Here is a 24,770-nt window from a genome sequence, read left to right as displayed (position 1 = left end):
AGTCCTCCTGGCGTGCCTGGCTGTTTAGTTCGCTGCTCGGGCAGTCCTGCGCAAGACGGAAAGCACATTAAGTGCTTTCCTTTGCGTGCGGAACTCGCGACGAACTAAACAGCCAGGCACGCTATGCACGTTCGTCATCATCCCGGTAGGTATCTGATAAAAGAAGGTGCGCCGGCTTTCGCCGGCGCCTTATAAGGGGTTTAGTTGGTTGCTATCTTTTTTGCAGCCTGCTCTACGTAGCTGGCCATCTCATCGACGTCGCAGACGTCTTCGAAGCGGACGGGCTTGGACTCGAGCTCGGCGAGCTGTGCCGGGGCGACCGTGTTGGTTGCCTGCTCGAGCACGTGCATGGCCTCAAAGTCGTCCTCGGGAACGTCGAGCCCCAGGGCGTCGCAGCAGGCGCGCGGGAACTTGTAGGGGCTGGCGGTCGAAAGCAGCACACGGGCCTTGGCGCCCTCGGCGGGAGCGACCTTTTCAAAGACGTGATAGCCGCAAGCAGTGTGCGGGTCGATTACGTAGCCGTTCGCATCCCAGCAGCTCTTGATGGCAGCGCGGACTTCGTCTTCGCTGGCCCAACCGCAGCCAAAGACGCTCTGAATCTTTGCCAGCAGGTCGGCGGGAACCTCGTAGCGACCAGTCTGTGCCAGCTGCTCCATAAGGCCGGCAACGAGTTCGCAGTCGCCATCGGACAGGAAGTACAGCATGCGCTCCAGGTTAGAGCTGATGAGGATATCCATCGACGGCGAGATGGTGGTGAAGAACGGACGGTTGCGGTCGTAGACGCCGGTGGTCAGGAAGTCGGCGAGCACGTTGTTCTTGTCGCTGGCCACGACGAGTTTGGCGACGGGCAGACCCATGCGCTTGGCGTAGTAGCCGGCCAAGATATCGCCAAAGTTGCCGGTGGGCACACAGAACTCCACGGCGTCGCCGGCCTCGATGGCGCCGGCGCGCAGCAACTGCGCATAGGCGGCAAAGTAGTAGACGACCTGCGGTACCAGACGGCCGACATTGATGGAGTTGGCGCTCGAAAGCACCGTGCCAGCAGCCTCCAGGCGCTCGGCAAGCTCCTTATCGGCAAAGATGCGCTTGACGGCACTCTGGGCATCGTCGAAGTTGCCGCGGATGCCGCAGACGGCGACGTTATCGCCCTCCTGTGTGGACATCTGCAGGTTCTGGACGCGGCTGACCTTGCCCTCGGGATAAAAGACGGTGATGCCCGTGCCCGGAGCGTCGGCAAAACCGGCGAGCGCAGCCTTGCCCGTGTCGCCCGACGTGGCGGTGACGATCATGATGCGCTCGGCGCCGCCGTCCTTGGCGGAAGTGCGGGCCATCAGACGGGGGAGCATCTGCAGGGCGACGTCCTTGAAGGCGCTTGTAGGGCCGCCAAAGAGTTCCATCACATAGGTCTGAGGGGCGTCAACACCCGGCGCAGCGTCGAGTTTGACGAGCGGCGTAACCTCTTCACTCGCGAACGTGCCGCGGTATGCCTCGTCGACACACGCCGAAATTTCTTCGGCCGTGTAATCATTCAGTAACATTCCCAACACATCTTGAGCGATTTCAAAGTACGATTTAGCTGCAAGCGAGCTGATATCGACCTGCTGGGTGCCGAGCTCGTCCGAGACAAACAAACCCCCGTCGGGAGCGATGCCGGTACGGATTGCCACCTTACTTGAGCACGATAAAGTGCGTCCTCGTGTACTATGATAAGTTCCCATATAACACTGCTCCTCGGATGCCTTGGTCCCAATCGGTGAAACCATGGTATCAGAGCACGCAAAATAGGTTCGCAGAGGCTTTTAGAAAGGTAACCTCCACGCCATGATAAAAATTGCCAAGTTTGGCGGCTCGTCGGTCGCCGACGCCGAACACTTCAAGAAGATCAAGGCCATCGTCGATGCCGACCCTGCCCGCCGTTTTGTGGTGGTTTCTGCCTGCGGTCGCCGCTTTAAGGGCGACACCAAGGTGACCGACCTGCTCTACCTGGTTAACGCGCACGTTAAGTATCACGTGTCGTGCGAGGAGTTGCTCGAGGACATTGGCCAGCGCTATTTTGATATTGCTGACGAGCTGGAGCTTACCTATCCCATCCGCGAGGAGTTCGCGGCCTTTGCCGAGCGCGCCCGCTCGGGCGGTTACTCCACCGAGGAGCTCGTGAGCCGCGGTGAGTACTTCACCGCTCGCCTGATGGCCGAGTACCTGGGCCTGCCGTTCCTGGATGCCGCGACGGTCGTTGCGTTCCATCACGACGGTACGCTCAGCATGAACCGCACCTCCGAGCTGGTGCAGGAGTACGGTCAGCAGGGCGGCTTTGTTATGCCCGGTTTCTACGGCGCGACGCGTGAGGGCCAGATCAAGCTGCTCGATCGTGGCGGCGGCGATATCTCGGGCTCGATCTTGGCTAAGTGCCTGGGCGCCGATCTGTACGAGAACTGGACCGACGTCTCGGGCTTCTATTCTGCCGATCCGCGTATCGTTCCCGAGGCTCAGCCCATTGCGCGCGTTACCTATGAGGAGCTGCGCGAGCTTTCGTACATGGGCGCAAGCGTCCTGCACGAGGAGGCCGTGTTCCCCGTGCGCGAGGCGGGTATTCCGCTGGTCATCAAGAACACCAATGCGCCGCAGGACCCCGGCACCATCATTAGCGAGACGGCTGATGAGGGCGAGGCGGAGCCCATCATTACCGGTGTGACCGGCAAGCGCGGTTTTGTCGCCATCAACGTTGCCCGCGACCGCACCAAACCCCGTGTCGGTTTTATGCGCCGCGCGCTTTCGGTCTTCGAGCGCTATGACGTTTCCGTCGAGCACATGCCCACCGGTGTCGACCGCTTTGGCGCCGTGGTGCAGGAGCAGGACGTGCACGATTCGCTGTACTCGCTCGTGGGAGACATTCAGCAGGAGGTCGAGCCGCTCGAGATCGAGGTTGTCGAGGGCCTGGCGCTTATCGCTACCGTTGGCCGCAACCTGCGCGGTCGTGCTGGCATCTCTGGCCACCTGTTTGGCATGCTTGGCCAGGCGGGCGTGAGTGTGCGTATGATTTCGCAGAGCTGTGACGAGATCAATATCATCATCGGTGTGGAGGAGAAGGACTTTGATCTGGCGATTCAGACCATTTACCGCGCCTTCTCCGACGAGAACGGCATTGTGAAGGTCTCCGATCTGGAGGCTCCCGCGCCGGTCGATCCCGCTCTGGTCGCGCTCCACAAGTAGCTGCTATCCCAGTAGATTTTTGGACTTGCCTCAAAAATCTATGGCGGGGCGTTTCGTTTCGGTTTCGTTTCGACGGGGCGGGTTTCGTGCCCGCCCCGTTCTTGTATACACTGGCAACAATAATCGGCCTGCTTGGCGTGCGGGCAAAAGCCACAACCTTTAAAGGGGGAAGCATGAAACAGTACACGGTTGCTATTTTGGGCGCGACGGGAGCCGTGGGCACCCAGATGCTCGAGTGCCTCAACGAGCAGGAGTTCCCGGTTGGCAAGCTCAAGCTGCTGGCGAGCGCGCGTTCTGCGGGCAAGACCGTCGAGTTCCGCGGCGAGCAGATCGTGATCGAAGAGGCTTGTCCCGAGGCCTTTGAGGGCTGTGACATTGTGCTTGGAGCTGCCGGCGACGACATCGCGAAGGAGCTACTGCCCGAGGCCGTCAAGCGCGGCGCCGTCGTGGTCGACAACAGCCATGCCTTCCGCATGGATCCCGAGGTGCCGCTGGTTGTGCCCGAGATCAATGCCGACGACATCAAGTGGCATCACGGCCTTATCGCCAACCCCAACTGCGCGACCATTATCGGCCTGGTTCCCACCTGGCCGCTGCATCAGCTCGCTGGCGTGAAGCGCATGATCGTCTCGACGTACCAGGCGGCTTCGGGTGCTGGCGCCCCCGGTATGGCCGAGCTCGAGGCTCAGCTGGCCGCCCTGGGTCGTGGCGAGGAGATTCCCGAGCCGCGCGCGTTTGCCGCCCAGCTCGCGAGCAACCTGATTCCGCAGATTGGCGGCGTCAAGGAGGAGGGCTTTACCTCCGAGGAGATGAAGTTGCAAAACGAGGGCCGCAAGATCATGCATCTGCCCGAGCTGCGCGTGAACTGCACCTGTGTGCGCGTGCCCGTGCTGCGCTCTCATTCCGAGAGCATTACGCTTGAGTTTGAGCGTGATATTACGGCCGAGGAGGCCCGTGTTGCGCTGGCTGCCGCTCCGGGCGTGAAGCTGGTTGACGACATGGGCGCCGAGGATGCGCACGAGCGCTTCCCCATGCCGATGGATACGTCCGACCAGGACCTGATCTGGGTCGGCCGCGTGCGCCGCGACATCTCGAACCCCGAGGCCGCGCGCGGTATCACCTTCTGGTGCTGCGGCGACCAAATCCGTAAGGGCGCGGCAACCAACGCCGTCCAAATCGCTAAGCTGCTCTGCGAGTAGTGTGACCTGTCCGGCGGGGGCCGGGCTTAGTTTTCAGAACGTCCTCGACCATGTGTGGCGCCTTGTCCTGCTCCTTCGGAGCCGCGGACAAGGCGCCACACTGGTCTGCGGAGTGTTCTGAAAACTAAGCCCGGCCCCCGCCTGCGGTGACGCTGCTGCAAGCGGCCTGCGATGGGGCCGTTGTTGGCTGGGGTCGCTGGGCTGATGGGAGCACGTGGCTGTTGCGGGCCCTGGTCCCAGCGGCGGCCTCGGCGCTTTGCGCCTGCCGCCTTGGGGGACTGTGGGGCGCGGCCGGCAGCTGCGGCGCGTTCGCGCCTGCTGCCTAGGGTGACTTTGGGGTCGATTGGGGTTGTCTGCACAATTCGCGGTATTATGTTGCGGAGTTTTGAAAGGAGCCGCTGGTGGTCACGACGACGTTTGCTTCGCCTTTGGGCGAAATCTTGCTTGCCGCTGATGGCCGCGGTCTGACGGGACTTTGGTTTGAGGGGCAGGAGCATTTTGGCTCCACGCTTCTCCGGGAAGACTCCGAACATGTTGAAGGCGCCGATGCGGTTTCTGGTGCTGGCGGCATGTCGTCGGTAAGTCCCGCAAATGGTGCGGCGTCTTCGGTGCTTGAGCGTTCCTGGGCTTGGCTGAATGCTTATTTTGCGGGGCAGGAGCCTCGGTTTACGCCGCCGTTGCATATGATTGGTACGGCGTTTCAGCGCGAGGTTTGGTTTGAGCTGCTTTCTATCCCGCGTGGCGAGGTCGCTACGTATGGCGAGATCGCCCAGCATGTTGCGGCTCGACATCGTGCACCGGGAAACGAAGCACCCGTTGTGTCTCCCCGTGCCGTGGGGGCCGCGGTCGCGCGTAATCCCATTTCGATCATTGTGCCGTGCCATCGTGTGGTTGCCGCCGACGGCTCGCTTAACGGATATGCCGGCGGACTTGATCGCAAAGAGTGGCTGCTTCGGCTTGAGGGCGCGTACGAAGAGTAGTGCCCGAACACTTTGCATGGCGAAGGCGCCGCGAAGGGACGAGTCGCTGTCCCTTCGCGCCTGGCATGCGTCAAAGCGCTCGACACGTGCGCCTTAAGTTTGGCTAAGCCATATCCTGCGTATTTAAAAACGCGCAGGTTGAGCAGTTAAGGCTGCGCTAAGGCGGTTGACGGTGCGCTATTATCGGCAGTATCGAAACCCGTATAGCCGTGCGCCAAAGGAACAACTATGAAGCTGATGCTTGCCGAGGACGAACCCGGCCTCTCCCGCGCCCTTACCGCGATTCTTCAACATAGCGACTACGAGGTCGACACCGCGCTCGATGGTCTGACGGCGCTCGAATATCTACTCGCCAACGACTATGACGCCGCAATCCTGGACATCATGATGCCTGGCATGGACGGTACGAGGTACTCAAGCGCACGCGTGAGGCCGGCAAACGCCTGCCCATCATCATGCTTACGGTCAAAAGCGAGGTGTCCGATAAGGTCGAGGGTCTGGACGCCGGCGCCAACGATTACCTGACTAAGCCGTTCGCCGCCAAGGAACTGCTCGCTCGCATTCGTGCCATGACGCGTGCTGCGACGGCAATTGACGCCACGACGCTCAGCGTGGGCAACGTGCGCCTCGACACGGCGGCTTGTACGCTTGTGGGTCCCTTGGGCGAGGAACACCTAGCCAATCGTGAGTTTCAGCTTATGGAACTCTTTATGCGCAACGCCGGCACGCGCATGCCCACCGAGCGCCTGATGCTCGATGTTTGGGGCGAGGACGCGCTCGAGGGGGCCAACGTGGTGTGGGTCTACATCTCATACCTGCGAAAAAAGCTGACGGCGCTGGGTGCCGACGTGGCTATCCGCGCGTCGCGCAATCAGGGATATTCGCTCGAGGTTGTCGAGGAAGGCGAATAAGCGTGAGCGCGAGCGCGTGGTGCAAGCGCATGATGGAGCGGTTTCACGCCGCCTCGAGTAGTACGGGGCGGGCAAATTCTGTTGACGCGTTGGGCCGCCGCCTGCGTCGAAAGTTTATCCTCGTTGCCATGGGCGCCGTAACTGTGGTGCTCACGCTCATCATCGCCGGCATCAACATCGTCAATTATTCGCATGTCTGCAAGATGGCCGACACTCGCCTGGACTATATTCTGGCGGGCAAGGACGGTATCGATTGGAGGGACGAGCCTAAAGACGATCCCGCTAATGGCAAGGATGCCGGCGATGGCCAAGCGGGCGTTCGCATCGGGCACTTCGAAGGCATGACGGCGGAGTCTCCCTTCGACACGCGCTACTTTACGGTGACGATTGACGCCGGACAGGTTGTCGATGTCAATACGGCCCGCATTGCCGCGGTGGGTGCCAAGCGCGCCGCCAGTATTGCCGCAAAGTTGCATTCCAAGGGTTGGGTCTCGGGTTTTTCTGGCAATTATCGCTATACGACTGACGTTCAAGACGATGAGACCACCTATGTGTTCGTGGACTGCTCGCGCGAGCTTGCAAGCTTTCATTCGTTTTTGAGCGCGAGCGTGGCCATCAGCTGCATTGGCTGGCTGGCGGTATTGGCGATTGTGACGGTGGCTTCGGGCGCGGTGATTCGACCGATGGTCGAGAGCTACAGCAAGCAAAAGCGCTTTATTACCGACGCGAGCCACGAGATCAAGACGCCGCTGGCCGTGATCGACGCCGCTAACGAGGTGCAGGAAATCGAGAGCGGCGAGAGCGAGTGGACGCAGAGCATTCACGAACAGGTTGCACGGTTGACGGCGCTCACGGAGCGTCTGGTGTTTTTGGCTCGCATGGACGAGGGCTCGGCGGGCTTTACCATGACATCGATCGCTCTTTCGGAGGCGGTGGACAAGGCGGCGGCGCCGTTTGAGTCGGTGGCAGTTTCGCGCGGCAAGCGTCTGTCGACGTCGATTGCGAGCGGCGTGCGGGCCCATGCCGACGCTGCAGCGGTGGCGCAGGTTGTTGAGCTGCTGCTGGACAACGCCACGCGCTATGCGAGCGAGGGCAGCGTGATTGAGCTAAGCCTGCGTGCAGCCTCGCGCGGTCAGGGTAAGGGAGCCGCCGAACTTGTCGTATCGAACGCCGTGGATGAGCTGCCCGAAGGCGACCTGGACCGATTGTTCGACCGCTTCTATCGTGCGGACGTGTCGCGCAGCTCCAAGACGGGCGGCTCGGGCGTGGGCCTATCCGTGGTGCGAGCCATTGCCGAGGCCCATGGCGGGAGCGCTTCTGTCTGCGGCCACGGCAACCAGATCACCTTCACCGTCCGCTTCTAAAACCTGCCAAAAAGGGACAGGTTTATTTTGGCAGGCTCTATCTGGGGAAACGACGGCGGAAGAGAGCGTGGGCAGAGGGTGCGTCCCAGCGTGACGCTGCGGAGTGGGACGCACTTTCCTCTTGGGGCGCCTAGCGGAAACTGCATCCCAGTTTGAGGCTTCAGAACGGGACGCAGTTTCCCCTAGGGGATATAAGATGCGGCGGGCCGCGTCAAGATAATTGCTTGACAGCCTAGGAGGCGGCTGGTTGGCTGGCTTAAAACCTAGCGCGTGAAATGACGCTCCACGCTATTCAGCGCGCTTGATAGGATGACGAACCACAGTCTTAAGTTTCTCCGGTGCGCATTTGCGTGGATCGGAGAGATAGATTTCGTGATGTAAACGGGTGTCTGAGAGGTCGGGGACATAGCCCTGCTCGGTCGTGTATTCATGCATAGCGTCTACGGTCGCCGGCTCGCTGTCATAAGGTCCGGTATGCATACATTGAACGCAGAGACCCTCGTCAACTTTAAGCAGCTCGACGGCAGAAAAGTCCAGTTTCTTTTTGGTCGTGGCTTCCGCGACTGCCCAGCCAAAGTCATCTCGGGTGACGAAATCGGGCAGGCGGATGCACGAGATAAAGTTGAAATCGTCCTTGCGTACATAATCGATGTCGCCGCTCGGGGAGTCTTGCCACCAGAAACCCTCGAGCGGCGGTACCACAAAGTCGAAATAGCCCTCGATACTCCTTGAACCTTTCTTCGACATCTTGACGGTATAGGCGATGCCGTAAAGCAGCGGCAGGGCGTTTTGATACTCGCCACCTTCGGTATTTGGGTCGCCTTTTCCGCGAACGGCAACGTAGCTCATAGGCGGGACAGTTACGATACTCGGCTTGCTTGCAGGTTTGTAGAGCTCCTTGCATTCCTTCTTAAAGTCGAACGCCATGTTGGCCGCCTTTCTGCGTATTGGCCTGCTTAGATAGCGGAATCATATCATAGAAACGAACAGCTGTTCGAATGATTTGGCTGACAGATTGAGATGTGTGCGTTGTGTTTGGCGGTCGGCCTGACCCCGTCGATGATTTCTCTGCCTCCCCGGCGCCTCATCTATAGCTTCCATTTCCCCATATAAAACCCGCCAAAATAAACCTGTCCCTTTTTGGTCGGTGCGAAATGGGTAATACTAAAGAGTTATCCGACCAGATGGGAACCGATCGATGGCCTATATCGAATTTAAAGACGTCATCAAAGCATACGGCGAGGGCGATGCCCGCATTCACGCGCTCGACGGCGCGAGCTTTACCGTTGAGCGTGGCGAGCTTGCCATTATCCTGGGCGCTTCGGGCGCCGGTAAAACCACGGCGCTCAACATTCTGGGTGGCATGGATACGGCGACCTCCGGCACCGTGACGGTGGACGGGCGCGACGTGAGCTCCGCCAACGAGGCTCAGCTCGTGGAATACCGCCGCGCCGATGTCGGCTTTGTCTTCCAGTTCTACAATCTGGTCCCCAACCTGACGGCGCTCGAAAACGTCGAGCTCGCGGCGCAGATCTGCCCCGATTCGCTCGATGCCGAGCAAACGCTTTGCCAGGTTGGCTTGGGTGAGCGCCTCGCCAACTTCCCCGCGCAGCTTTCGGGCGGCGAGCAGCAGCGCGTGTCCATTGCCCGTGCACTGGCAAAGAACCCCAAGCTGCTCCTGTGCGACGAGCCCACGGGCGCGCTCGACTATAAAACCGGTAAGCAGATCTTGCAGCTGCTGCAGGATACCTGCCGCAAGCAGGGCATTACGGTCATCATCATCACCCACAACTCCGCGCTGGCGCCCATGGCCGATCGCCTGATCCGCTTTAAGAACGGTCGCGTGGAGAGCGAGACGGTCCAGCAAAATCCCGTGCCTATCGAGACGATCGAGTGGTAGCGCCCATGGACCAAGACCGCCAAAACAGCCTACGCCGCGACGCGCAGAACACGGAGCGCGAGCAGGATTTTACGACCTACCGCACTGCCCAAAGCTCAAACGATATGGTGCCGACGGTTTTTCGCCGTGGCATCTACCGCACAATCCGAGGCAGTCTTAAGCGCTTCTTGTCAATCGTGGTCATCACCGCGCTTGGCGTGAGCGTGATGTGCGGCCTTAAGGCGGGTTGCGAGGACCTGTGCGATTCGGTTGACGCCTACTTCGACCAGCAAAATGTCTATGACATTAACGTGCAGTCGACCTATGGCCTGACTGACGATGATCTCGCCGCCATCCAAGAGGTCGATGGTGTCGAGACGGCCGAGGGCATCTACACCGAGACCGCCTACACCGCCGTGGGCACAACGCGCGAGCGCGTGGTCGTGCAGAGTCTCTCCAAGGAGAACATCGATCAGCCGGTGCTCGTGAACGGCGATTTGCCCGAGAGCGCCGATGAAGTCGCGGTGACTTCGAAGTTCCTGAAGGCATCGGGCAAGAAAATCGGCGATACGGTGAGTTTTGCCGCCAATGACGCGAGCTCGTCCAATCAAAGCGCCAAGGACCAGTTTGCCGCGGGCGATTACACCATTACGGCTGAGGTCCTCGACCCCACTGATGTAAGTTCTGACTCGACAGTCAACGCCTTTCGCGCTGCTTCGGCGGCGGACTATAAGTTCTATGTGAGCGAGGACGCCGCGACATCTTCTTCCTACTCCGCGGTCCACGTGATCGTCGAGGGAGCCAAGAGCCTCAACTCCTATTCGGATTCCTACGCGGCAAAGATCGATGAGGTCAAGGGCAATATCGAGAAGATCCGCGAGGAGCGTGAGAAGGCGCGCGCTCAGGAACTGACGGTCGACACGCCGGCAAGCTTGGATGCGGCCGAGCGCCAGGCGAATATGCTCTTTGGGATTGAGCAGGACAACATCAATCGCATGACCGAGGGCAGCGACGAGCGTGCGCAGGCGCAAGCCGACCTGGACCAGCGCCGTGCCGCCGCCGACCAGCAGTTTGCCGATGCCCGCGCCGAGCTCTCTGACCTTGGTGAATGCACCTGGTACATCCAGGACCGCGGCAATATCGCAAGCTACTCGAGCGTGGAGAGCGATAGCTCGTCAATTGAGGCTATCGCCACGGTGTTCCCGTTCATCTTCTTTATCGTCGCCGTGCTCATCAGCCTTACCACCGCTACGCGTATGGTCGAGGAGGAGCGCACGCTCATCGGCCTGTATAAGGCGCTCGGTTATTCGCGCGGATGCATCCTGTCCAAATACGTGGACTATGCGCTGTGGGCTTGTCTGATCGGCGGCGTGCTTGGCAACATCATCGGATTTGTGGGCCTGCCGCTGTTCCTGTTTACGGTGTTCGACGACATGTACTCGCTGCCCCAGATGCTGCTTTCGTACGATATCGTGTCGTCGCTCGTGTCGGTAGCGCTGTTTGCCGTGGGCGTGGTGGGCGCCACGATTATCGCCTGCCGCCACGAGATGGCCGAGACGCCGGCTTCGCTCATGCGTCCCAAGGCGCCGCGTGCCGGCTCACGCATTCTGCTCGAGCGTATCGGATTTATCTGGCGCCGCATGGGCTTCTTAAACAAGGTGGCGGCGCGTAACCTGTTCCGCTACAAAAAGCGCGCCTTTATGACCATCTTCGGTATCGCCGGCTGCACAGCGCTCGTGATCTGCGGCATGGGTATTCGCGACACGTCGGTGGCGCTTTCGCCCAAGCAGTACGGCCACATCACACGCTACGATCTGCTGGCGGTCGCCAATCCCGACGATTTTTCGCAGACGTGCGCGGCGCTCGACGAGCGAAGCGCGGTCAAGGATTCCGGTGTGACCGTAACTTCGACGCTGCCGATCATGACTGACAACGTTACCTTTACGTTTGGCGGCAAGAGCGAGACCGTGCAGCTCATCGTGATTCCCGACGACCGCACGGGTGACTTGGGCGATTACGTGCGCCTTGAGGATGAGTCCAAAGAGCCGCTGTCTTTGCGTGACGGAGACGTGTATCTGAGTAAGAGTTCACAGTTGGTGCTGGGGATTCAGCCGGGCGATACGGCACACGTCCAGGATTCGTCGCTCAATGTTGCCAAGGTCAAGGTCAGCGACATTTCGCTTAACTATCTGGGCAACACGCTTTACATGACGCAGAGCACCTATGAGCGCGCGTTCGGTCGAAGTGCGCGCCTCAACGGCATCCTTGCGCTGCTTAAGGGTTCGTCGGCCGATCAGATTGCGTTTAGCAAGAAGATTAAGAGCGACGGTTGGCTCACCATCTCGAGCACGGCCGAGCATTGGGAGAACTATGAGGCGAACTTTGCGATTATCAATTCCGTCGTGGTGCTCGTGACCTTTATGGCGGCGTGCCTGTCGTTTGTGGTGGTGTTTACGCTGTCCAACACGAATATCTCCGAGCGCGAACGCGAGCTGGCGACCATCAAGGTGCTGGGCTTCCGCCGTGGCGAGGTGCACCATTACGTCAACAAGGAGACGTTGATCCTCACGGCAATTGGCGCCGCGCTGGGCGTGCCACTGGGCGGCTTGCTGGCCGAGAGTTTTACGTACATTTTGCAGATGCCGTCGCTGTACTTTGACGTCGAAGTCGAGCCGCTAAGCTACGTGCTCGCCGTGGTGCTTTCCTTTGGCTTTACGTTTATCGTCAACCTCGCCACCAACCGAACGCTCAACAAGATCGACATGGTCGGCGCCCTCAAGAGCGCCGAGTAGCCTGCCAAAAAGGGACAGGTTTATTTTGGCAGGTTTTATCTGGGCAAACGCCGGGCAGCCTATAGGTGGCCCGGCGTTTGCCCCGTTTTGCTGGGGATGTTTGTCGTTCGGTGCTCTTACTGGCCAATCCAGTGTTGCGCATAGCTCTTAATGTCCTCGGTAAAACCGTCAAGGTCGTCAAGGGTGATCACGCTGTCGATAAGCAAATTGGCTATCTCGCGGTGCATTGTGCTGCGGCGAATGTCGTTTGCAATTACGCCTGAGGACAGCTTGTCTCTATTGAGGCTCTCTTCTAGTGCCCAAAATCTACTGGACGCTTCGCTGTCGCCATTCAGTATCTCAACGTACTGGCCGATGAGCTTTTCCATATAACGTTCTTGCCATTGAGGAAGCGTTTTCTTAAACAGCTTCCAGTCGCTTTCGGCTACGTCGCGCATATGTCCTCCGCTCGTCAAACGGGCTTTTCATTTGCCTTTTATTCTATTTGCTTTTCGCTCTCAGGCGTGGATGAGAGGCTCTCTTTAGCCTTCGAGATAGGGCTTGAATGGGTCGTATGCCACAAAATGGGCCTATCTACTATGTTTAATTGGATACCCTCAACCATGCCGGGAAAACAAAAAACAAAACCGCAGGTAGAAGGCCTGTCGATTTTCGAAAAGGCGGTCATGGTTGGCCCCATCGAGTTAAACGTAGTAGATGGCCCCATTTCGTGGCGGACCATCAAACGAACGCCGATGCTTGTGCTGTAGCCGCTCCGATCATACGTAAGTTGCGGTGGAATAGTTCCTAGATTCAGCCATTTGCGGGCTAAGCAGGAACTATTTCACCGCAACTGAATTTCAGGCCAGGCACCCGCAGCAAGAAGACGAATAGCCTCGGCGAGTGTGTAAACGAAGGGCCCTCCGCCCCCGCCCGACGATTTCGATTGGCGACCTTTGACGGAGTCAAGGGAGGAGCCATATCGAAATACGTCGGGCGGGGTCGGAGGGCCCGATGGGATGGATTTCGGCCGAGGCTATTCGTCGCCGAAGCTGATGCCCAACGCCTTGGCCTCGCGCACCAGGTCGCTCTGGGGATCGACATACTTGAGCTTGCCGGCGACCTCCTCGAGCGGCATGTGGCACATCTTGCCGTCGCGCAGGGCAATCATGTAGCCAAACTCGCCGCGCAGGCAGCCGAGCGCCGCCTCGACGCCGCACTGGGTCGCAAAGATGCGGTCCTGGGCATCGGGCTGACCGCCGCGCTGCGTGTGACCGGGGATGGCGACGCGGGTCTCGCGACCGGTCTTGGCCTCGATCTCCTTGGCAATGTCGTACACGATTGACGGGCTCGTGCGCTCGGCGAGCTTCTTCTTGCACTCCTTCTTGGACAGCGCCGCGTCCTCCTTGGAGATGGCGCCCTCGGCGACGGCCACGATGGTAAAGCGGCTGCCGGTTTCCATGCGATGCTCGATGGTCTTGATGACGTTATCCATGTCGTAGGGGATCTCGGGAATCAAGATGACATCCGCGCCGCCCGCGACGCCGGCGTACAGCGGGATCCAGCCAACCTTGTGGCCCATGATCTCGATGACAAACACGCGGCCGTGGCTCGAGGCGGTAGTGTGGATGTCGTCGATGCACTTGGTGGCGACGTCGATGGCGCTCGTAAAGCCAAACGTCAGCTCGGTGCCCCAGGTGTCGTTATCGATGGTCTTGGGCAGGGCGATAACGTTGAGGCCCTCTTCGCGCAGGCGGTTGGCGGTCTTGGTGGAGCCGTTGCCGCCCAGCATAAACAGACAGTCGAGCTGCAGCTTATGATAGGTGTGGACCATCGCCGGCACCTTCTCGACGCCATCGGCCTCGGGAATATCCAGACGCTTGAACGGCGTGCGGCTCGTGCCCAGGATGGTGCCGCCGCGGGTGAGGATGCCGCTAAAATCGGCGGGCGACATGACGCGGAACCTGCTGTAGATAAGGCCCTGGTAGCCGTCCTCAAAACCATAGATCTCGATAGGTTCTTCGCTATTGGTCATAAGCGTTTTGACAATGCCGCGCATGGTGGCGTTGAGCGCCTGGCAGTCGCCGCCACTGGTAAGAAGACCGATCCTGAGCATGATGAATCCTTCCGGGCAAGTTATAACATGCGCATAAGTTTACCCCCGCACACTGTTGATACGGGGGTAAAACGTGTTAGCTCAAGCGTATGGAAATGTAAGCAACGTCAGGGAACGTAAGGTCGACGGGCCTGGCTCCTTACAGTGCGAAGGCGTCGACGTCGCCCCAGTGGCGGCGCAGCGTGATGGCGGCAGCAGGTTCGGTATTGTCAAAGACGACCGACCATTGTGTGTTGCTGGTGATATCTTCCGGATTGGGCTCTTGCGCTGCGGCACGCAGGGCCTTCCAAGCGACTGCCTCGTCTTGGGCACCGACATAGGCGTCGAGGACATCGGCGATTGCGATGGTGCGCTCTTTACCATGGCCCAGCTCGCCATTCTTTTGGTTGGGCAGCACTTCGTCGCCATAGCAGGCGTAGAAGTTCGTAACCTGGCGTACAGGAGTCGCCTTGCATGCACGGTCGGGGTCGCGCGGATCCCACTCCACCACCCGCGCGTCACCGGCGGCGTCGTTGATAAAGAAGTGGTAATCGCGTCCTGCCATGGCGTGCATGTCGTAGGCAGAAAGCAGGTCGACGGCCTCTTGCGTGGTAGCCGCGCGGTCGAGCACCAGACGGATGGCGAGCGAGGTATTGATGACGGGGCGTTGCGTGTCCTGGTCACAGGGCTTGGAATCCAGAGTGAGTACGGCAATGGACACGCCGCATTCGTTAACACCGTCGAGCTGGGCAAACGGGCCCATGAGTGCGGCGGCGCGTCCGCCGACGGAGTCAAGTGGAGTGTTATCGCCCAGGTTGTTAAGGGCAGCAAACCCGATGGAGGCATAGCCGTCGCGTGGGTGATTGCGCACCAGCAGTGCCGAGGTGTCGTCCTTAAAGTCGTAATTGCGACCGGTGCGCACGCGGCCTTCGGCATCTACGGCGACAAAAGCGCTGCAGGCAAACTGGGGCGCCTGGACATGTACCGGCACACCGGGCAGCACCTGCGCCACCACGGCATCGATGTAGGCCTGGTCGTCGCGCACGCCAGCGGCGATGATGCGATCAAGATCGTAGTCGTAGGCGATGTCGATTGCGTACAGGTCATAGCTATCCGCGTAGCCGGTCAAGCGTTTGAGCGACGCGGCGGACTTGATTTGCTTGCGGTAAACGATACCGGTGGCAGCGGCAAGGCCGACGGCGACTCCCGCGACACCGCAGGCGATGGCAATGTTACGTGGCTTCATGACGGCTCCTCTCGTCCTGTTAGCGTAATTGTCGCAAAAGGAGCGCGGGCATGATGGCTCAACTTGGTGAGCGGCGCGGGATTAAACATGGAATGAAGAGTGCGGCGCTGGCGTGGCGGGGTATGCTGGAGGGGACCATCAACCCAGCGAAAGGGGAGAGCATGACGGATCAGGAAACGCCCGAGCGCGCGCATGTGACGGCCGACGATATCGAGGCCGCCAACGACCTCATCGACTTTATCGAGGCATGTCCCAGCATGTTCCATACGGCGGCGACCATTATGGCCGAGCTCGACGAGGCGGGCTTTACCTACCTGCCCGAGAACGCGGCGTGGGACATCGAGCCGGGCGGGCGTTATTACACGCAGCGCAATACCTCGAGCGTTATTGCCTTTAAGGTGGGCGAGGACCTGACCGCGACGTGGGGCGAGGACGGCGTTGCCGGTGACTATCATTTTCAGCTCACGGCGTCGCACAGCGATTCGCCGACGTTTAAGGTCAAGGCCGTGCCCGAGCTCGACGGCGCAGGCGAGACGCTGCGCCTGAACACCGAGGCCTACGGCGGCATGATCGACTACACCTGGTTCGACCGCCCGCTGGCGCTCGCGGGCCGCGTGTTGGTACGCGAAGGCGACCGTATTGAGAGCCGCCTGCTTGCCACCGAGCGCGAAGTCGCGATTATCCCGAGCCTTGCCATCCATATGAACCGCGGCGTTAACGAGGGCTTTGCGCCCAACCGCGCCGTCGACCTGTGCCCGCTCATCAGCGCCGGTGAGCTTAAGCAGGGCGATTTTGATGCCCTGGTTGCCGACGAACTGGACGTTGAGCCCGAGCAGATCCTGAGCCGCGATCTGTTCCTGGTCAACCGCCAGGATGCGCGCATTTGGGGCTGGGCTGACGAGTTCATCTCGACGCCCAAGCTCGACGACCTGGCCTGCGCCTACACCTCACTGCAGGCATTTTTGGGTGCCGAGAACGCGCGCGACGTCTCGGTCTTCTGCTGCTTTGATAACGAGGAGGTTGGTTCCGAGACCAAGCAGGGCGCCATGTCGACGTTCTTGGCCGACGCACTGCGCCGCATCAACGGATCGCTGGGCTTTGACGACGAGTCGTACCATCGTGCACTTGCTGCCTCGATGCTTGTGAGCTGCGACAATGCGCATGCCGTGCACCCCAACCACGCCGAGAAGTGCGACGCCCGCAATCAGGTTGTGCTCAACGGCGGTATCGTTATCAAGGAAGCCGCCAACCAGCATTACTGCACCGATGCCTTTAGCCGCGCAGTGTTCCAGGCTATTTGCGATGACGCCGACGTGCCCACGCAGGCCTTCGCCAACAAGAGCGATATGGCGGGTGGCTCCACGCTCGGCAACCTGTCGAACATGCAGGCGAGCATGCATGCCGTGGACGTGGGCCTGCCGCAGCTGGCCATGCACTCAAGCTACGAGACCGGCGGCGTACGCGACGTGATGTACGCCATTCGCGCCCTCACGGCTTTCTACGAGCGAAACCTAACCATCAACGGCGCCGAAAGCGTGGAGCTCTAAAACCTGCTAAAAGGGACAGGTTTATTATGCAGGTTTTATCTGGGCAAATGCCGCAAAGCCAACAGCTGGACAGAATTGTTATGACACCGCAGGTTGAGCAAGCGTCAGCGAGCGCCGCCCAGAGCGAACAAGTTGGCATGAAAAAGGCAAGGCATAGACCTTCTGGTCATGCCTTGCCTTTTGAATGACAAATTGTCGCTCTGGGCGGCGCGTAGCGTCGACCGGTCCGCCGTTCGTTAGAACGGCGGAACCCTAATGTTCGATCCAGCAACGCAGGGTCTCGCCGGCTTGCAGGTGACGCAGGTTCTCCGCGGCAATGTCGACCACATTGTTGAGCGTGGCTGCCAGGTGGAACCAACCTGAGACGTGCGGCGTGATGAGCATGTTGGGTGCATCCCACAGTGGGCTTGTCTCAGGCAGCGGCTCGGGGTCGGTGACGTCGACCGCGGCGCCGGCGAGATGGCCCGACTCCAGGGCGGCAACCAAGTCGTCGGCGACCACAAGGTCGCCGCGGCCGCCGTTGGCAAAGAAAGCGCCCGGTTTCATCGCGGCGAAGAACTCGGCGTTCGCCAGGCCGCGGGTCTCGGGTGTGCTGGGCATAAAGGATGCGACGATGTCAGCCTCGGCCAGGCGCTCGGATAGGGCGTCCATGCCGTCCATGTCCTCAAACACAATGGGGTAGACGAGCGGATGGCGCTTGATGCCGCGGACGTGCGCACCCATGCCACGGCAGAGCGTGGCAAAGTGGCCGCCGATATCGCCCGCGCCCAGCACCAGCACGTTGGCGTTTTTGAGCGAGGTAACCGGCCCCAAATCCTTCCAGCGATGCTCACGCTGCAGATCGTGATAGCCGGGCAGACGCTTCATCATAGACAGCACCATGGCAAACATGTGCTCGCTCACAGCCTGGCCGTAGGCGCCCACCGAGCAGGAAAGCTTAGCGTCGGCCGGCACGGTGCCGGCGGCAAGGTAGTCGTCATAGCCGGCGGTCTGCAATTGCAACAGCTGGAGATGCTCGCATGCCGTGAGCATGCCAGGGTCGATGTTGCCCAGGATCACGTCGGCATCGGCGACCTGCTCGCGCGTGGCGGCGTCGGGGCTCGTGTAGATAAAGTCCTCGTCCGGAGCGCTCGACTCAAGAATTGCGCGATGGCGGTCGTTGACGGGCAACAAAACCAGGATGTTCACAAGCAGTCCTCTCCGCTCGACCTGCCAAAAAGGGACAGGTTTATTTTGGCAGGTTTTATCAGGCAAAACGTTCAAATAAAAACGCCGGATGCAAGACGAGCGTACCCGTCAGCATCCGGCGCATCCGCAGCTACCAGCTGAGCAGCTCGTAACCGTCCTCGGTCACCACGAGCTGTACCTCGCACTGGGCCGAATCGCTGCCGTCCTTGGTGCGCACGCACCAGCCATCGCCCTTGCTGATCTTGATGTCGGGCGCTCCGGCGTTGACCATGGGCTCGATGGTAAAGACCATACCCGGGGCCATGATGGTGTCCACATCGGGTGCCTCGGTGGTAAAGCCCACAAACGGGTCCTCGTGGAACTCCTTACCGATGCCGTGTCCGCCGTACTCGCGCACCACGCTAAAGCCGGCGTCCTCGACCGTCTTTTGCACGGCCTCGGCCATAACGGACAGCGGCAGCCATGGCTTGACGGCTGCCAAGCCCGCCTCCACGCTGGCGCGGGTGACGTCGACCAGGCGCTGGCGCTCGGCCGAGACCTCGCCGATGCAGAACATACGGCTCGAATCACTAAAGTAACCGTCCAGGATCGTGGAGCAGTCCACGTTGATGATGTCGCCCTCGTGCAGCACATCCGCATCGCAGGGGATACCGTGGCAGACGACGTCGTTGATCGAGGTGCACACGCTTTTGGGGTAGCCCTCGTAGTTGAGGTCGGCCGGCGTGCCACCGTGCTCGACGGTGTAGTCGTAGATCATCTGGTCGATCTGGTTGGTGGTCATGCCCGCGGCGATGTGCTCGCCTACGTAGTCAAGCACGCCCACGTTGATGGCGGCAGAGCGCTTGATGCCCTCGATGTCGGCGGGCGTCTTGTAGAGTGTGCGGGGCAGAACCTCCCAGCCCTCTTCCCACAAGCGCTCGAGGCGCTCATCAAAGGCGCTATGGCATTTCTTGTATTTCTTGCCGCTGCCGCACCAGCAAGCGTCGTTGCGGCCAGGCACGGGTCCTTTGTCATACATGGCTAACTTCCTTTCATCCGCAGCTAGTATAGCCCACCCACGCGTCCATATAAGTTGCGGTGATATAGTTCCGATTTAAGCGGTTTAACAGCATAAATAGGAACTATATCACCGCAACTGATGGAGCGGGATGGCGGGCACTGGCTGCTGCGTGGTTTTGCTAGTAGCTCACCTGGCAGGGAATGCCGAGGGCGCGCACGCGTGCGGCGATCTTGTCGAGCACCTCGGGCGCTGCTTTGGCAAGGCCGGCGACCGGCGTCTCGCGCGCCACCGTGTAGATGGTCGCTTCTTGTGGGCGAATACGCTCAAGCGCCGCGAGCCAGGGGGCAACGTACTCCTCGCCGGTGTTGTCGATGAGCTTGCCCTGATACTCGCCGGTCAAAAAGATCGTCTGGATAATAACGTGACCGTCAAAGCTTGCGAACGTCTCGATCTGGTGCTCGACGTCGTAGGGGCCAACAGGCTGGTCAAGCAGCTGGATAAACGCCGGGTCGACGGTATCGAGCTTAAGAATGTTGTCGTCGACCATCATGAGCGCGTCGTGCACCTCGGGGCGGTCGGCGCGCGTGCCGTTGGAGAGTACGGCGATCTTAGAGTTTGGGGCAAGCTCGTCGCGCAGCGCGACGGCGCCGGCGATGGCCTGCGGAAACTCCGGTGCGGCGGTGGGCTCGCCGTTGCCTGCGAAGGTGATCACATCGGGGAGCTCGCCCTCGGCTGCCATCTCGCGCAGCTTTGCCTCGAGCGCGTCGAGTACCACGGCGGCCGTGTTGTACGACTCATGGCAGGGGCGCTCGGCGTTGAGGCCGTTTTCGCAGTAAATGCAGTCGAACGTGCAGATTTTGCCGCTGGTCGGCATCATGTTGACGCCGAGCGAGAGACCAAGGCGACGGCTGCGAACGGGCCCAAAGATGGGGCTGGCATTCAAAAACGTAGACATAGGCATGTGCTCCTCAAGACAATTGTGCCTAAGCATAGCATCGGCTCCAAAGCAAGGTACGGGCTCTTGCTTTACAAGTTTCGTTTTTTCACGTCGCTCATGATGCCGTGCCATGAAAAGCCTCGGGTCGGGTACAGTTAATCTGTTAACAAGGCGTAAGGCAATACGGGTCCATCCAACCGCACTGACGTGCAACTGGATGAGCATTGATGATGGGGGCACAACATGGATTTTACGGTCGAGAATGCGGGCACCACGATTGCCTGTCGCGAATATGCCGGCCCGGATGTGTCGCCTGATGCTCCTGCCTTGGTGTGCGTGCACGGCGCTTGTGTCGACGGCACATTTTTCGACGGTATCGCTTGTGAGCTCAGCCGCAACTACCGCGTAATTGCCTACGACCGCCGCGGCTGCGGTGGCAGCAGCGATGCGGCAGACGGCAGCTATGATCTTGCCGCTCAGGCCGCCGACCTGCAAGCCGTGATCGAACACGTTGGCGCTCCGGCAAATGTGCTTGCGCATAGCGCCGGTACGTTGGTGGCGCTGGAGCTTCTTCGCACCGAACCCCATCTCGTCGCCCGTGCGATTCTGCATGAGCCGGCTGTGTCGGCCGAAGGCGTCGGTATGGGCGCAGCTCCGGTTTTGCTCGATATGATTGCGGCTGGAAAGGTTTCAAGGGCGCTCCGGCTTTTCTTGGGAGCCCTCGGCGACTTGGACCCCGAGGCTCCCGGGACGACCGAAGCGGAAGCCAAACATGCCCTGCGCAATGGTCGTTGCTTTATGGCGAACGAATATGGAACGAATATGACATATGCTCCCGACTGGGAGCGCGCCCGCGCGTCAAAGGCGGTGTCGGCCGTGTTTTTGGGCGAGCTCTCGGTCGGTACGCCCCGCGAGGCTGGTACGCGAGCGGCTGCCGAATATCTCGATTGCCCCCTCGTGACGATCCCGGGCGCGCATAACGGTCTGCGCGATCGCCCCGTTACGGCGGCAAACGCCGTTCGCGATGTCTTGGAGCGTTAGCACGCTCGATGACCTGCGGGGAGAGGGGCTGTTAGCGTTTCGTCATTGTTAACGAATGCGCCAATAACCACGCGCCCGCGGCTCCATCACCGCCGTTTGCCAGGTCATAAAAATGTAACAGCATTCACGTGCTTACCTGCATCGGCAAGGTGTTACCCTTGTAGCATTTGGAACCCACCGCTACCATGCGAAACTATCGAAAGGGCCCCATATGCTCAATAATCACGAGGTCAATCTAACCGACGAGGAGGCTGCCGCTGAGGTCGCCCGCGTCGCGAAGACCTACCCCGTGGTGCGTTTGCTGTCGGCCGATCAGATTAAGAGCGAGCCTAACTGCCTGCTCGCCGGCGATCGCTGCCCTTGTCTGCGTCAGTCGAGTCTTGAGGCTTTGGCAGACTCCGATGAGGTGTCGGAGCAACTGCTCAACGATGGTGTTGAGTACCGCGCTCGCCTACGCCCTCTAAAGGTCGAGGGTGAGCCTCGTGTCTTGCTGATGGTGCGTCCGATCGATGAACAAGAGGCTGCAGAAGAGGACCTTGTCTACACCGACGTGCTGACGAGTGTGCGCAATCGCCGATATTACGAGGAAAAGCTCCGTAGCGCCCGCATGAATGCCGGCGTTGCGGTGATCGACCTTGATGATTTTAGGGTCTTCAACGATACGTGTGGCCGTCATGCCGGCGACCTTGCGCTCGGTGCCGTGGCGACGGCCATACGCAGCGGAATTCGTTCGACTGACGAGCTTGTACGCTATGGCTGCGACAAATTTGTGGTCGTCATGCCCAATATTCCCTCCGATGACTTCACCCGTCGCCTGCATCAGGTGTCCGATGCCGTTCATGCCACGATTGTTCCGGGCCATGAGTACGTGAGCTTGACGGCATGTGTTGGTGGCGTTCGCATTCATGGCGAGACGGTCGATGAGGGCGTTGGCCGCGCTGTCCAGTTATTGAGCCGCGCTAAGGCAAAAGCCGGTACGGTCGTGACCGATGCCGATTCCATCGAAGCCTTCCAAAGCGAAAAGCCTTCGGTGCTTATTGTCGATGACTCCGAGATGAACCGAGCCATTCTCAACGAGATGCTCAAGGACGAGTATTGCATCCTCGAGGCCGACAACGGTCGTACGGCGCTCGACATGGTCGACCGCTATGGCGATGAGTTGTCGCTCGTGCTGCTGGATATTGTCATGCCGGGCATAAGCGGCTTTGAGGTGTTGGCCGATCTGTCTCGCCGATCGGGTATCGACAATCTGCCTTTCATCATGATTTCGAGCGAAGATTCCGATGATATGGTTCTGCGCGCGTACGAGCTGGGCGCCTCGGACTATATCAACCGCCCGTTTGACTCCCGTGTCGTGCGCCGCCGTGTAAGCAACACCATCCGCCTATACGCCAAACAGCGCCGCCTGACGAGCCTGCTGTCCCAGCAGTACAACGAGCGCGTCAAGAACAGTCGCATGCTCATCGACATCATGGCCGGCGTCATGGAGCTTCGCAACGGCGAGAGCGGCAGGCACGTTACGAACATCGAGAAGCTGACCGAGCTGCTGCTTGACTGCCTGGTCCAGCGTAGCGACACGATCTCCCTCGACAATGAGGAGCGCTCCACGATTGCCCTGGCTTCGGCGCTGCACGATATTGGCAAGATGTCGATTGACGATGCGATCCTCAACAAACCCGGGCGTCTTACGCCCGAGGAGTTCGAGATTATGAAGACGCATACCACGATCGGCGCCGACATGCTGCTCGAGCTGGGCCGCCATCACGTCGGCAATGCGCTTGTGGAATATGCGTACCAGATTGCGCGTTGGCATCACGAGCGCTGGGATGGCAAGGGTTATCCCGATGGCCTTAAGGGCAACCAGATTCCCATCGCCGCACAGGTGGTTTCGGTGGCCGACGTGTACGATGCTCTGACGAGCGTGCGCGTGTACAAGGACGCTATCCCGCACAAGGAGGCTATCCAGATGATCTTGGACGGTAAGTGCGGTGAGTTTAACCCGCTGTTGCTCGACTGCCTGCTCGAGGTGCAAGACCGTATCGCCGAGACGTTGGCGCGCCCCGCCGACGTCGTCGCGTTTCCCACGATTTAGTTTGACCAAAGGAGTTTTAATCCATGATTTCCATGCGTGAGGCGTATGAGAAGATCGGCGCCAATTATGATGACGCATGCGCTCGGCTGATGGGCGAGGAAATGCTTGCCCGCTTTGCCCTCAAGTTTTTGGATGACGAGAGCATGGACAAGCTGGAGGCCGCCATGGCGGCGGGAGACGCCGAAGGTGCGTTTATGGCAGCGCACACGCTCAAGGGCGTGAGCCAGAACCTGGGATTCGATAATCTGTACGAGCCGGCGGTCGTGGTGACCGAGGCGCTGCGCGGCGCCGATACCGTTGACGGCGCTCGCGAGGGAATGCATGCGCTGCAGCAGCAATATGCGGCCACGTTGTCGGCCTTGCGCGAGGCGGCTGAATAAGAGCTTGCGAGCCTTGGGCTGCTTGCCGGCCACATATAGGTGAAAGGGCGCCCCGCCGGACCATGTGGCCGGCGGGGCGCCCTTATCTGTTTTGTGGTTCGCGGGCTAGCGGGCCTGTTTAACCTTGGCCGCTGCCTCGACAAACGACTTCCAGAGGTTAAAGTCGGTCTCGAGCGTCTTCCACGTGTACTCAGGGTGCCATTGCACGCCCAGGCAGAATGGCTGGCCTTCGACCTCGATGCACTCGGGAACGCCGTCGGTTGCCTTGGCGACCAAGCGCGTGCTTTTACCCAGACGGTCGACGCAGCAGTGATGTGCCGAGTTGGTCTGGATCAGCCTGTGACCGCCAACCGCGCGCTCCAGCAGCGAGCCCGGCACGACCTCGACGGGGTGCACGGGATCGTTGAGCACGTGGGTATGGCGCCACTGCGTGCGGCCCTCGCGCGCACCCAGGCTCGGCACGTCCATGCACAGGGTGCCGCCGGTGGCGACATTGAGCAGCTGCGTGCCTCGGCAGGTGGTAAAGAGCGGCTTCTTGGCGCGAAGTACCTCGTTAACCAGCTTAAACTCAAAACGGTCGCGAATCTCGCAGCACAGCGTGGGGTCGTAAGGACGCTCGTCGCCCCAGCGTTTGGGGTTGACGTCCGGACCGCCGGGAATGGCGATGCCGTCGGCGATTTCCACGTAATAACGGATAACGTCGACGTCTTCGGTAATGGACATCTGCAGCGGCAGACCGCCGGCGGTAAGAATGGCGTCGACAAAGACACTTGCGATTTCCTCGTTGGGGGAGAGCATCTCGGTTAAAAACGGCTCTGCCTCTTCCCAGCGCGGTGCGACGAGGATGAGTGGGCGGTCGGCGGGGGCGACGTCGACGTGCGGGGAGTAGGACGATGAAGTACGAGTTCCGATCATAGGTGTTGCTTTCGA

Annotated in this window: 20 protein-coding genes and 1 pseudogene; 12 read left to right on the top strand and 9 right to left on the bottom strand. The window is 60.1% G+C overall.

Annotation, left to right across the window (positions count from 1 at the left end; genetic code table 11):
- Positions 1-200: 200 nt before the first annotated feature.
- Positions 201-1,718, bottom strand: coding sequence for a threonine synthase (gene thrC / locus AB5Z54_RS06535; RefSeq protein WP_368160869.1), 1,518 nt, complete (start codon positions 1,716-1,718; stop codon positions 201-203).
- Positions 1,719-1,821: 103 nt separating this feature from the next.
- On the opposite strand from thrC, the gene AB5Z54_RS06530 reads away from it, so the two are divergent.
- The 6 genes and pseudogenes from AB5Z54_RS06530 (at position 1,822) to AB5Z54_RS06505 (ending at position 7,664) form a co-directional block, all read left to right on the top strand.
- Positions 1,822-3,210 (top strand): aspartate kinase, encoded by a 1,389-nt coding sequence (locus AB5Z54_RS06530; RefSeq protein ID WP_117766542.1) that lies wholly within the window; start codon positions 1,822-1,824, stop codon positions 3,208-3,210.
- 173 nt (positions 3,211-3,383) lie between these two features.
- Positions 3,384-4,409 carry an aspartate-semialdehyde dehydrogenase gene (locus AB5Z54_RS06525; RefSeq protein ID WP_346978654.1) on the top strand — a complete coding sequence of 342 codons (1,026 nt, stop codon included), beginning with the start codon at positions 3,384-3,386 and terminating at the stop codon, positions 4,407-4,409.
- Positions 4,410-4,810: 401 nt separating this feature from the next.
- Positions 4,811-5,389: a methylated-DNA--[protein]-cysteine S-methyltransferase gene (locus AB5Z54_RS06520; RefSeq protein WP_346978652.1), complete on the top strand. Its 579-nt coding sequence runs from the start codon at positions 4,811-4,813 to the stop codon at positions 5,387-5,389.
- A 228-nt stretch (positions 5,390-5,617) separates the two neighbouring features.
- Positions 5,618-5,895: pseudogene (locus AB5Z54_RS06515) on the top strand (response regulator); the annotation flags it as partial.
- A gap of 63 nt (positions 5,896-5,958) precedes the next feature.
- Positions 5,959-6,300 carry a winged helix-turn-helix domain-containing protein gene (locus AB5Z54_RS06510; protein ID WP_368160887.1) on the top strand — a complete coding sequence of 114 codons (342 nt, stop codon included), beginning with the start codon at positions 5,959-5,961 and terminating at the stop codon, positions 6,298-6,300.
- Between the two features lie 2 nt (positions 6,301-6,302).
- Positions 6,303-7,664, top strand: a complete 1,362-nt coding sequence (locus tag AB5Z54_RS06505) for a sensor histidine kinase (protein WP_368160867.1) — start codon at positions 6,303-6,305, stop codon at positions 7,662-7,664.
- Between the two features lie 288 nt (positions 7,665-7,952).
- Here the strand turns inward: AB5Z54_RS06505 and AB5Z54_RS06500 are convergent, their stop codons facing one another.
- A complete protein-coding gene (locus tag AB5Z54_RS06500; RefSeq protein WP_138339533.1) occupies positions 7,953-8,591 on the bottom strand; it encodes a GyrI-like domain-containing protein in 639 nt (212 codons plus the stop codon).
- Between the two features lie 271 nt (positions 8,592-8,862).
- Between AB5Z54_RS06500 and AB5Z54_RS06495 the strand changes: the two genes are divergently transcribed.
- Positions 8,863-9,564: an ABC transporter ATP-binding protein gene (locus tag AB5Z54_RS06495; protein ID WP_138339534.1), complete on the top strand. Its 702-nt coding sequence runs from the start codon at positions 8,863-8,865 to the stop codon at positions 9,562-9,564.
- Between the two features lie 5 nt (positions 9,565-9,569).
- Positions 9,570-12,335 (top strand): FtsX-like permease family protein, encoded by a 2,766-nt coding sequence (locus tag AB5Z54_RS06490; protein ID WP_368160864.1) that lies wholly within the window; start codon positions 9,570-9,572, stop codon positions 12,333-12,335.
- Positions 12,336-12,451: 116 nt separating this feature from the next.
- On the opposite strand, the gene AB5Z54_RS06485 is transcribed toward AB5Z54_RS06490, so the two are convergent.
- The 3 genes from AB5Z54_RS06485 to AB5Z54_RS06475 form a co-directional block, all read right to left on the bottom strand.
- Positions 12,452-12,772: a multidrug transporter gene (locus tag AB5Z54_RS06485; RefSeq protein WP_117847970.1), complete on the bottom strand. Its 321-nt coding sequence runs from the start codon at positions 12,770-12,772 to the stop codon at positions 12,452-12,454.
- Between the two features lie 578 nt (positions 12,773-13,350).
- The gene (locus AB5Z54_RS06480) at positions 13,351-14,430 is read right to left on the bottom strand and encodes a 6-phosphofructokinase (protein ID WP_368160862.1); all 1,080 of its coding nucleotides are present in this window, start codon (positions 14,428-14,430) and stop codon (positions 13,351-13,353) included.
- Positions 14,431-14,569: 139 nt separating this feature from the next.
- The gene (locus AB5Z54_RS06475; RefSeq protein ID WP_368160860.1) at positions 14,570-15,655 is read right to left on the bottom strand and encodes a carcinine hydrolase/isopenicillin-N N-acyltransferase family protein; all 1,086 of its coding nucleotides are present in this window, start codon (positions 15,653-15,655) and stop codon (positions 14,570-14,572) included.
- Positions 15,656-15,816: 161 nt separating this feature from the next.
- On the opposite strand from AB5Z54_RS06475, the gene AB5Z54_RS06470 reads away from it, so the two are divergent.
- Positions 15,817-17,202, top strand: a complete 1,386-nt coding sequence (locus AB5Z54_RS06470) for a M18 family aminopeptidase (protein ID WP_172674636.1) — start codon at positions 15,817-15,819, stop codon at positions 17,200-17,202.
- 252 nt (positions 17,203-17,454) lie between these two features.
- On the opposite strand, the gene AB5Z54_RS06465 is transcribed toward AB5Z54_RS06470, so the two are convergent.
- From AB5Z54_RS06465 to AB5Z54_RS06455, 3 genes are all read right to left on the bottom strand, one after another.
- Positions 17,455-18,390 carry a D-2-hydroxyacid dehydrogenase gene (locus AB5Z54_RS06465; RefSeq protein ID WP_368160858.1) on the bottom strand — a complete coding sequence of 312 codons (936 nt, stop codon included), beginning with the start codon at positions 18,388-18,390 and terminating at the stop codon, positions 17,455-17,457.
- A gap of 130 nt (positions 18,391-18,520) precedes the next feature.
- Entirely contained in the window at positions 18,521-19,408 is an 888-nt protein-coding gene (map, locus tag AB5Z54_RS06460; protein ID WP_035137617.1) for a type I methionyl aminopeptidase, read from the bottom strand.
- Positions 19,409-19,568: 160 nt separating this feature from the next.
- The gene (locus AB5Z54_RS06455) at positions 19,569-20,345 is read right to left on the bottom strand and encodes a radical SAM protein (RefSeq protein ID WP_368160856.1); all 777 of its coding nucleotides are present in this window, start codon (positions 20,343-20,345) and stop codon (positions 19,569-19,571) included.
- Between the two features lie 225 nt (positions 20,346-20,570).
- On the opposite strand from AB5Z54_RS06455, the gene AB5Z54_RS06450 reads away from it, so the two are divergent.
- From AB5Z54_RS06450 to AB5Z54_RS06440, 3 genes are all read left to right on the top strand, one after another.
- Positions 20,571-21,368, top strand: a complete 798-nt coding sequence (locus AB5Z54_RS06450; RefSeq protein WP_347479049.1) for an alpha/beta fold hydrolase — start codon at positions 20,571-20,573, stop codon at positions 21,366-21,368.
- 211 nt (positions 21,369-21,579) lie between these two features.
- Positions 21,580-23,460 (top strand): diguanylate cyclase, encoded by a 1,881-nt coding sequence (locus tag AB5Z54_RS06445; protein ID WP_368160854.1) that lies wholly within the window; start codon positions 21,580-21,582, stop codon positions 23,458-23,460.
- Between the two features lie 23 nt (positions 23,461-23,483).
- Positions 23,484-23,840, top strand: a complete 357-nt coding sequence (locus AB5Z54_RS06440; RefSeq protein WP_229089719.1) for an Hpt domain-containing protein — start codon at positions 23,484-23,486, stop codon at positions 23,838-23,840.
- 105 nt (positions 23,841-23,945) lie between these two features.
- Here AB5Z54_RS06440 and AB5Z54_RS06435 read toward each other — a convergent pair whose 3' ends face one another.
- Positions 23,946-24,755 carry a gamma-glutamyl-gamma-aminobutyrate hydrolase family protein gene (locus AB5Z54_RS06435; RefSeq protein WP_368160852.1) on the bottom strand — a complete coding sequence of 270 codons (810 nt, stop codon included), beginning with the start codon at positions 24,753-24,755 and terminating at the stop codon, positions 23,946-23,948.
- Between the last annotated feature and the right edge of the window lie 15 nt (positions 24,756-24,770).

Origin of the sequence: Collinsella aerofaciens (assembly GCF_040910185.1) — a bacterium.
Classification (GTDB): domain Bacteria; phylum Actinomycetota; class Coriobacteriia; order Coriobacteriales; family Coriobacteriaceae; genus Collinsella; species Collinsella aerofaciens_BF.
Note: the sequence above shows the minus strand (reverse complement) of the source record. Positions and strands in the feature narration are given on the sequence as shown.